This is a genomic window from Oribacterium sp. WCC10 (assembly GCF_900113415.1).
Taxonomy (GTDB): domain Bacteria; phylum Bacillota; class Clostridia; order Lachnospirales; family Lachnospiraceae; genus Oribacterium.
This window is the reverse complement of sequence record NZ_FOPH01000016.1, coordinates 82,104-89,833: the sequence shown is the minus strand read 5'-3', so window position 1 is coordinate 89,833 and position 7,730 is coordinate 82,104. Positions and strand designations below refer to the sequence as shown.

7 protein-coding genes and 1 tRNA gene are annotated in these 7,730 nt (G+C 38.0%); 1 reads left to right on the top strand and 7 read right to left on the bottom strand.

Annotated elements, in window-relative coordinates:
• A partial coding sequence (locus tag BM294_RS11785; RefSeq protein ID WP_091208501.1) for a recombinase family protein occupies window positions 1-617 on the bottom strand: 617 nt, incomplete at its 3' end.
• A gap of 199 nt (window positions 618-816) precedes the next feature.
• Between BM294_RS11785 and BM294_RS11780 the strand changes: the two genes are divergently transcribed.
• Window positions 817-1,062 carry a helix-turn-helix domain-containing protein gene (locus BM294_RS11780; protein ID WP_091208499.1) on the top strand — a complete coding sequence of 82 codons (246 nt, stop codon included), beginning with the start codon at window positions 817-819 and terminating at the stop codon, window positions 1,060-1,062.
• 377 nt (window positions 1,063-1,439) lie between these two features.
• On the opposite strand, the gene BM294_RS11775 is transcribed toward BM294_RS11780, so the two are convergent.
• From BM294_RS11775 to BM294_RS11750, 6 genes are all read right to left on the bottom strand, one after another.
• Window positions 1,440-2,216: an FUSC family protein gene (locus tag BM294_RS11775; RefSeq protein WP_091208497.1), complete on the bottom strand. Its 777-nt coding sequence runs from the start codon at window positions 2,214-2,216 to the stop codon at window positions 1,440-1,442.
• Window positions 2,217-2,856: 640 nt separating this feature from the next.
• Window positions 2,857-3,582, bottom strand: a complete 726-nt coding sequence (locus BM294_RS11770) for a DUF554 domain-containing protein (RefSeq protein ID WP_091208495.1) — start codon at window positions 3,580-3,582, stop codon at window positions 2,857-2,859.
• A gap of 519 nt (window positions 3,583-4,101) precedes the next feature.
• Window positions 4,102-5,409, bottom strand: a complete 1,308-nt coding sequence (locus BM294_RS11765) for a sensor histidine kinase (RefSeq protein ID WP_091208492.1) — start codon at window positions 5,407-5,409, stop codon at window positions 4,102-4,104.
• A gap of 257 nt (window positions 5,410-5,666) precedes the next feature.
• Window positions 5,667-6,335 carry a response regulator transcription factor gene (locus BM294_RS11760; protein WP_091208489.1) on the bottom strand — a complete coding sequence of 223 codons (669 nt, stop codon included), beginning with the start codon at window positions 6,333-6,335 and terminating at the stop codon, window positions 5,667-5,669.
• A 121-nt stretch (window positions 6,336-6,456) separates the two neighbouring features.
• Entirely contained in the window at window positions 6,457-7,026 is a 570-nt protein-coding gene (locus BM294_RS11755; protein ID WP_242944523.1) for a GTP pyrophosphokinase, read from the bottom strand.
• 374 nt (window positions 7,027-7,400) lie between these two features.
• Window positions 7,401-7,474, bottom strand: a tRNA-Asp gene (locus tag BM294_RS11750).
• Window positions 7,475-7,730 lie beyond the last annotated feature (256 nt).

Sequence of the window (7,730 nt, the reverse complement as noted above, 5' to 3'; positions counted from 1 at the left end):
CTACCATCTGAAACGGAATATTCTTTTTTCCAGGTCACAAAATGTCTATAAAAGGTTGCGTGACTCATATTCAAAATTGTCGCAGCTTCACGTATTGATAGTTCTCCATCAAAACATTTCATACAGACTGTACGAAATCCATCCGGAAGCGGGCTTGCCCTTCTGCCTAGATGTTTTCCTTTTGCCTTCGCCGCTGCGATACCTTCAGCTTGCCGCTGATGTATTGATTCTCGTTCTGTCTGAGCAAAGTAAGCCATGATTTGCAGTACCATGTCCGCTATGAGTGTACCGGTCAGACTCCCGTTTTTGGTCCTTGTATCCAAAAGATCCATATCTATGACGATGATATCTGCTTTTATTTCTTTAGTTATCCGCTGCCACTCTATAAGAATATCATTATAATTTCTGCCCAATCGATCTATGCTCTTAATGATCAAACAATCCCCTGCCCTTAGACGCTTTATCAGTTTTTGATACTCCGGTCTGTCAAAATCTTTTCCTGACTGATAATCACAATATATATTTTTCTTTTTGATGTTATATGGTTTTAACGCCACAAGTTGCCGATCGACATTCTGCTCTTTAGTCGAAACTCGGACATATGCAAAATATGCCATTTGCTTTTTTACCTCCTGTAAATTGGTTTTATCCATTATTTACAGCAGACAAAACAATACGCTAGTCTTACCTTTACAAAGGTAGTTTATTATATCTTGTTTTCATACCTTAATCAACTATGCAAAGGTAATTTCGACATAAGTCATCTGTTAAAATCCTAACTGCACAAAGGTAAATTAATGAAATGCAGGTGAATCAATGCAGTATTATGAACTGTTTGCTTTACGTATCCAGCAGTTATGCAAAGAGCAGGGTATAACGATAAATCGGTTGGCTACACTAAGCGGTTTGAAGCAATCAACAATAGATAACATCATACGTGGAACCAGCAAAAATCCGAAGGTACATACGCTGCACCAAATCGCGGTTACTTTTAATATGACATTGAGCGAATTTTTGGATTTTCCAGAACTGAATGATTATCCTATAGACGATGAAGAGTAAGAATTATCTTATATACATCTTTAACCATCAGGAAATTAAGCATTAAAATACACCCCACTGGAAGCTAATACTATCCGGTGGGGTGTTTCTCTAAGCGGTTTTTAAAAAATTTATCCTTATAGCATCTATCCTCAAAACAAGACTTTAAAAAGACATGATGTGAGTATCAATTGTTTTTGCCACTCACAGCATAGAAATACCCCCAGGTAGGATTTATATTTCAGTGTCCTACTTGGGGGTTAACATATCAGATTTCTGTTTTTATAATAATACGACGTGAGTGTCAAAAGTTGATACCAAACCGTTTCGAGAGGGCCTGAGCTATATGGCGGATTCCTGCGAAATCTGCCGCAACACTCACGTTCCTCCCATATTCCTCACGCACTATGTCTCTGTATATATCTCGCTTTACGTTCTTCTCTTTTCGCTGCTCTTCCCTCAGCATCAAGCTGTGGAAGTGATCCGCACTTGTTTGCGTAACACCATGCTTTGAAGCTTTCAGTAATAGCCTCAACAAAAGTGAGAAGCTCAACGCCCTTTTCACGATCAATCATTGTCGGACGAAGCATCGTAAGTACGAGGCTGATAAATACACCTACTCCGGTGTCAATGATTCTTGCTATCGTATAGTCAACATAACCCGATTCCGGCTGTGTAAACAATACAACGAAATAAACCACCGTACCGGGCTGAATAGCATTGTTGGCACCAAGAATAAAGTTTATATACATTACGAAGAATACACCTAAACAAAGGTATATTTCCTGCGGAATCCCAAACGGATCATACAGATACAGCCAATATGAAGGGATAACCACCAGTCCTCCGATAAAGGTTCCTACGAAACGGTTAAAGCCATTATGGAAGCCTTCCTGAAACTGACTTCCCATTCCATAAACCGCACCAATACACGCAAAACAAGGATTACGGTCTCCCAGAAAATATCTGTAGATTATTGCAGTTACAAAACAAGCGATTACCGTTCTGATAATACGCGATCTGAACTTTGGCATAAACAAAGCCTTCAGCAATGCCTTAAACGACCTGGGTTCCCGTACTGATTCCTGATTTTCAATGTTCTCCTGTTGATTGCCGCTTTCTGCAGCCTCCCTGCCCTTACTTTGCGACTCTACCTGAGTTGATGCGCCTTCCATGACGTAGTCTCCTTTTTACTTTTTAATATTTGAGATTAATTTATCAGCATTTTACTAAAAAGATTTTATCTTCTTTATGTATTATTTCAAGTACTTCATAATGTTTTTAATTCTATACATAGGGAAACGCTGATTAAAGCGTTTTCCCGACCGGATTTTCGATGCGAAACACCGGATTCCTTTGAAAATCCGTACCCTGACGCCGGAGGCTCAGAGGAATCATTGATATAATCAGTGTCTCCTTAGAATAGTTTAATGCCTATAATAGTTCAGATGTGACGTGAGTAAGTTAGAGCCGGAGGAATCTTTTGTCGAATTAACTATTACAATTCCTACTAAAAAAGTAGTATTTTTTTAAATTTTCTCTTGACTTATCCTGGAATATAGTATAAATTGTATACATCAGTTAGTTACAACTAATTGATGCGTACTCCGTAGTACACGTCCTCCTGACCATAAGCGTGTATCTATGGAAATCTCCTGAAATAATAGACTCAACAAAACTTAGTGTTCACAAAAAGACCTGCCGGACAAAATCCGTGCAGGTCTTTTTGTATATATACTGTTTATAAAACCGAAACCTAAAGTCGAAATCCGAATAGCATGGAATATTCCACTAAACTATAAAAGTCTTATACTATTAAGAAACAAGCGGCAAAATATATGTAGTCCAAAGAAAACTAACAGGCATCGCCAAAACCATAGCCGGAATCATGTCAGCAACAGGAAAATCCTTTACCCTGATCATTCTGAATCCCGTCGCGATAAGCAGTACACCTCCGCATGCCTTAAAATCATTTATCATCGAATCACTACAGAAAGGGTAGATGATATTTGCAAACACAAACAGTAACAAAAAAATGATAAGTTGTGGAATGGCGATAAAACTTGTCACGATACCAAGACTGCACGCAAATATTAACGCGGTTGCTATGTCCATGATAGATTTTGCAAGTAAGATACTGTGGTCACCTGTCATCCCGGATACTATACTTCCATAAATTCCGGTACCACTGGCACAGAAAAGAACTATAGCTGTAACAAGCTGCTTTTTATATTCTTCCTCATTTTCCTTCTTACCCGGAAATATCTTTGAAATCCCTTTTTCCATACAAAGGCCGCCTGCAGTTATCTTATCTCCAAGATGAATGGCAAGCCCCACCGCTGTACCAACTATAACCGAAAGCATAACCGCAGGAAGATTAGACATTAACACTATTGAACTTATTCCCATACTCATGGCACAGGCGCCAAAGACCGTGTTCATACTCTCAATCACTTTCGAAGACAGCTTCGACCCAACTACGTTTCCGATCAATCCTCCAACAAAAATAGAAAATGCATTAACAAGTACACCTATCGGCATAATACCTCCTCATTTATCAGCGCTATACTTAGCCGTATATCTGACATACAATTGTAAATCTGATTGGCTTCTGAATTTTCGCTATTATATCCCTCCGAAAAGGTCATTTTTTGATGATAACATCACTTCTTAATCATTTCTATTAAAGTATTGTATTTTTTCCGATTACATTATTTGATGCAAGGGTCAAAAGTACCAAATCACGTGCTTGCACGTTGATTTGAGACTTTATGACCCGCCCGAACACGAATAACGTAGTCGTTTTGCATAGCAAAAGGACGTGAGTTATGAGTGTTCAGCAGCACATTGCACACGAATGTGTGCGTGCTGCGCATCAACAGTGAGTGGCAAATACTTTTGACACTCACGTCATTATTTACAACGCACTAACTATTAATATAATTCTCTGACATGTATAGAGTTGCTCAATCACCAAAATATAATATCTGATACATAATAATCGCCATAAGTGCATTGTATCAGATACTTATCATTCAATATACCAGATACAAATTTCCCTCATCGCTTTAGCGGTTTTAAAATACAGACAAAGGAAATAATGTCATTCTTCCAGTAAGCATTAATGGTTCCTTTATACTGTTCCACGATACTCTCGGCTATTGAAAGTCCTATACCATAACCGCCCCGGTCTGTATTATGCGACTGATCCTCTCTGTAGAAACGCTCAAAAAATCTTTTATAGTCGATATTTATGCCGTCCTTATAATTATTTGAAACAACAAGCTGTATGCCCTTGCCCTTTTGCGATAATGACACCACAATCGTTCCGTCAGGATCACAATATTTAATTGCATTATCAATTAATAAAGAACAAAGCTGTCGTATCTGCCCGTCGGATGCATACATCTTTATGTCTCTATGTATTTTCTTCTCAAGTTTTTTCCCATCTGTTTCCGCCAGTGCCATAAATGTCTTAACAGTTTCTTCAACTGACTTTGTCACATCACATTCCTCTGCAGTAACCAAATCAGCATTTTCGTCCGCCCGTGCAATCATAACCAAGTTTTGAATCAGTCCGTTTAATCTGTCTACCTGCCGCATGGTAGAACTGGTCCACTCGCTCTCGCCATTAAGCATCTCCATCATCTCATTATTGGCTCTTATAAAAGCAAGCGGTGTTTTCAGTTCATGACTTGCATTGGTCAGAAATCTTTTTTGCAATTCCATGTTCTGTATCTCAGGAACAATTGCCCATTTAGAAAAAATGCCCGTTATAATCGCAGCCACAACAATGCCTAACAGAATCAAGCACATCGCCAGATATAAAATTCTGGATATCCCACGTATCATATCTGAGCTGTCAAGATAAACAACTATTGTCTCTCCCGTAGACAGTTCAGCTACCTGATAATAGTAGTCACCATATCTGCCGAATTTCTGAGATAATGCCAATGCCGTTTCCCCGTACACTTCTGCCTCCGCAGGCGACACCGCCGCAATATGATTTGTGATGACTTTAGATACTTTCAAATCTGAATCAAATAAAACCGCAAAATATCTGGTCGTGTAGTAGAATTCAGGATTGGCATGATTTTGATATGTCTCAACATCAAAAATCTCATTCAGGAATCTTATAACATCATATGTGGAATTATTGTCATTATATTTATCAATTCTTTCTGTTGATCCCGGAAGATATCCTCCGTTGTTCACGATATATTGCAGAGTATTTCTAATATTCTTCCTGGCCAGATAATAGTTTGTTCCGGATATTAACCCAGCGATAAGAAGCATAGTGAACAAAAGCGAGCTAAAGGAGATCATCACAAACTTCCATCTTAACTTTTTTATCCTGTGCTCATTCATTACAAACCTCTTCTTTTAATACTACTTTTTGAGACTTGATTATCTGTCAAATAAAAAACTATAATTGACCAGCATCTTTTTATGTTATTTTTTTGATGCCGATATCTGTCATATAGATATAGATTATATTTGCACCATCTTTTAACGATGTACTTTGAATCTTACAAAATGATATACAGATAAATATCTAATTGCCTTTCCACCAGTTTATTAAATACCTTTTATAGGAGTAAATTGATCTTAAATATAAACCTGTTTTATTTGTTGTATCTGAGCTTATACCCGTTTATATCATTCTCTATAGCTACATTTGATGAAATAGAATCCAGCTTTGACTTTAAGTACTCAATATACAATCCTACTGTCTGAGCCGTTGCATCTTCATCATTTTCCCAAACATTTGCAAGCAAATACTCGTTATTTAAAAACTGTTCAGAATTTAATATCAATGTCTGTAACAGTTCAAATTCCTTAACTGATAAACGTATAGAATTCACGGCCTTCAGCTCAAATGTCTCCCCATCCAATGAAATATCACCAAATACCATCTGTTCACAGTTGTACTCTTTTTTCCTTCTGGTCATGGCCCTGACCCTTGCAAGTAATTCTTTCATTGCAAATGGCTTAGTCAGATAATCATCTGCCCCTGCATCCAGTCCCAATACCCTGTCATCTACATCAGATTTCGCCGTGAGCAACAGCACCGGTGTTACAATATTCTTTTGTCTAAAACTCTTTAGAACCTGAATCCCATCAATTTTAGGCATCATAATATCCAAAACTATGCCATCATATCCGTTTTTCAGTCCATTATTCAATGCCTGTTCACCATCAAAGCACGAATCGACCTGAAATCCCTCATGCTCCAGTGCTACCGTCAGAACTCTATTTAAATCACTTGTATCTTCTGCTAACAGTATCTTCAATTTCTTTCCCCTACTTATCTCATCCGTTATCTTGATTTCTTTCGTTGAATTTCTGACATCATGATGCCGCGAAAATCAATAATGGGCTATCACTCAAACAGCATCGAAAATGCAATTATTCTCATTCATCTGCTATAGATTTTCGTATCATGTCTCTAATGGTTTGCATCGATAAATCCGTTGATGCCAGTTCATCTGCACATCTTTTCAACTCTGAAATGATCAATTTATCCATCTCAGTAGTTACTTTCTTATAGTGTATGTGATGTTCCAGCGCTGCCCAGGTATCCTGTGAAATGGTTCTTAACTGAATTTCGGCGTAGATTTTTTCATCCACAAGTAAAATAAGATGATAACTCCTATATCCGTTAGGCTTAGCCTGTTTTATATAGTCTTTTTCTTCGACCACCCTACAGTTTGATAAATTTACCAGATGATTTCTTATCGCATAAACATCTTTAATAAATGCACAGACTACTCTTATCCCGACGGCATCATGAATTACCTTTAGTGCTGATTCTTCAGTTTCCGGCAATCCCTTTCTCCGACACTTCTCACGCATACTTTCTTCGGTTTTTATACGATAAATAACATGCTCCACCGGATCCATACCGGCTTCCTGCTTCATAAACTCCCGCACCGTATTAATTTCATCAATAAGATATTCCATTACGGATTCAAGTTCACGCAAATGATTTCCGTATATACTTTCCATCCTTTAGTCCATTCTTGATTTCTTCATTATATTAATAAATCCACCCTAAGCTAAAGCCTCTACCAAATTTACGTTTATACTTAGTTTTTAAGTCTTTCCAATTCCACTTTCTAACGTCTTAATTTGCAAATCGCTTATACTTCCACTTCGATTATGTGAATAATACCCAGAGTAATCACTTACTTTTAATCTCTTTCGAGAATACTCACTATAAATGGAATGCTTTGAAACCCTATATATATTATAGTAAATAATTATGTCTAATTTTTGAATTATCTTAGCCATGATAATAATTAACCAACTATAAATATACCAAAAAAGAGATAAGGAACTAACCTTATCTCTTACAACGACCCGGGACGGAATCGAACCGACGACCTCCGCCGTGACAGGGCGGCGCTCTAACCGACTGAGCCACCGGGCCACAATATTTTTATCGTGCCTTGAAAACTGCGTACCGAATGCAAATAACTTATTCTCAGTAATCCATCTGTTATCCAGCAACCAAACCACATTGGTCAAACCCTCGACCTATTAGTAACTATCACCTGAATGCTTTACAGCACTTACAGCTTAGCCCTATCTACCTCGTAGTCTTCAAGGGGTCTTACTCTTGCGATGGGATATCTCATCTTGAGGGTGGCTTCACGCTTAGATGCCTTCAGCGTTTATCCAGTCCC

Coding starts and splice junctions, on each gene's coding strand:
- BM294_RS11775 (WP_091208497.1), bottom strand. CDS start 2,216: ATGGAAGGCGCATCAACTCAGGTAGAGTCGCAAAGTAAGGGCAGGGAG.
- BM294_RS11780 (WP_091208499.1), top strand. CDS start 817: ATGCAGTATTATGAACTGTTTGCTTTACGTATCCAGCAGTTATGCAAA.
- BM294_RS11765 (WP_091208492.1), bottom strand. CDS start 5,409: ATGAATGAGCACAGGATAAAAAAGTTAAGATGGAAGTTTGTGATGATC.
- BM294_RS11770 (WP_091208495.1), bottom strand. CDS start 3,582: ATGCCGATAGGTGTACTTGTTAATGCATTTTCTATTTTTGTTGGAGGA.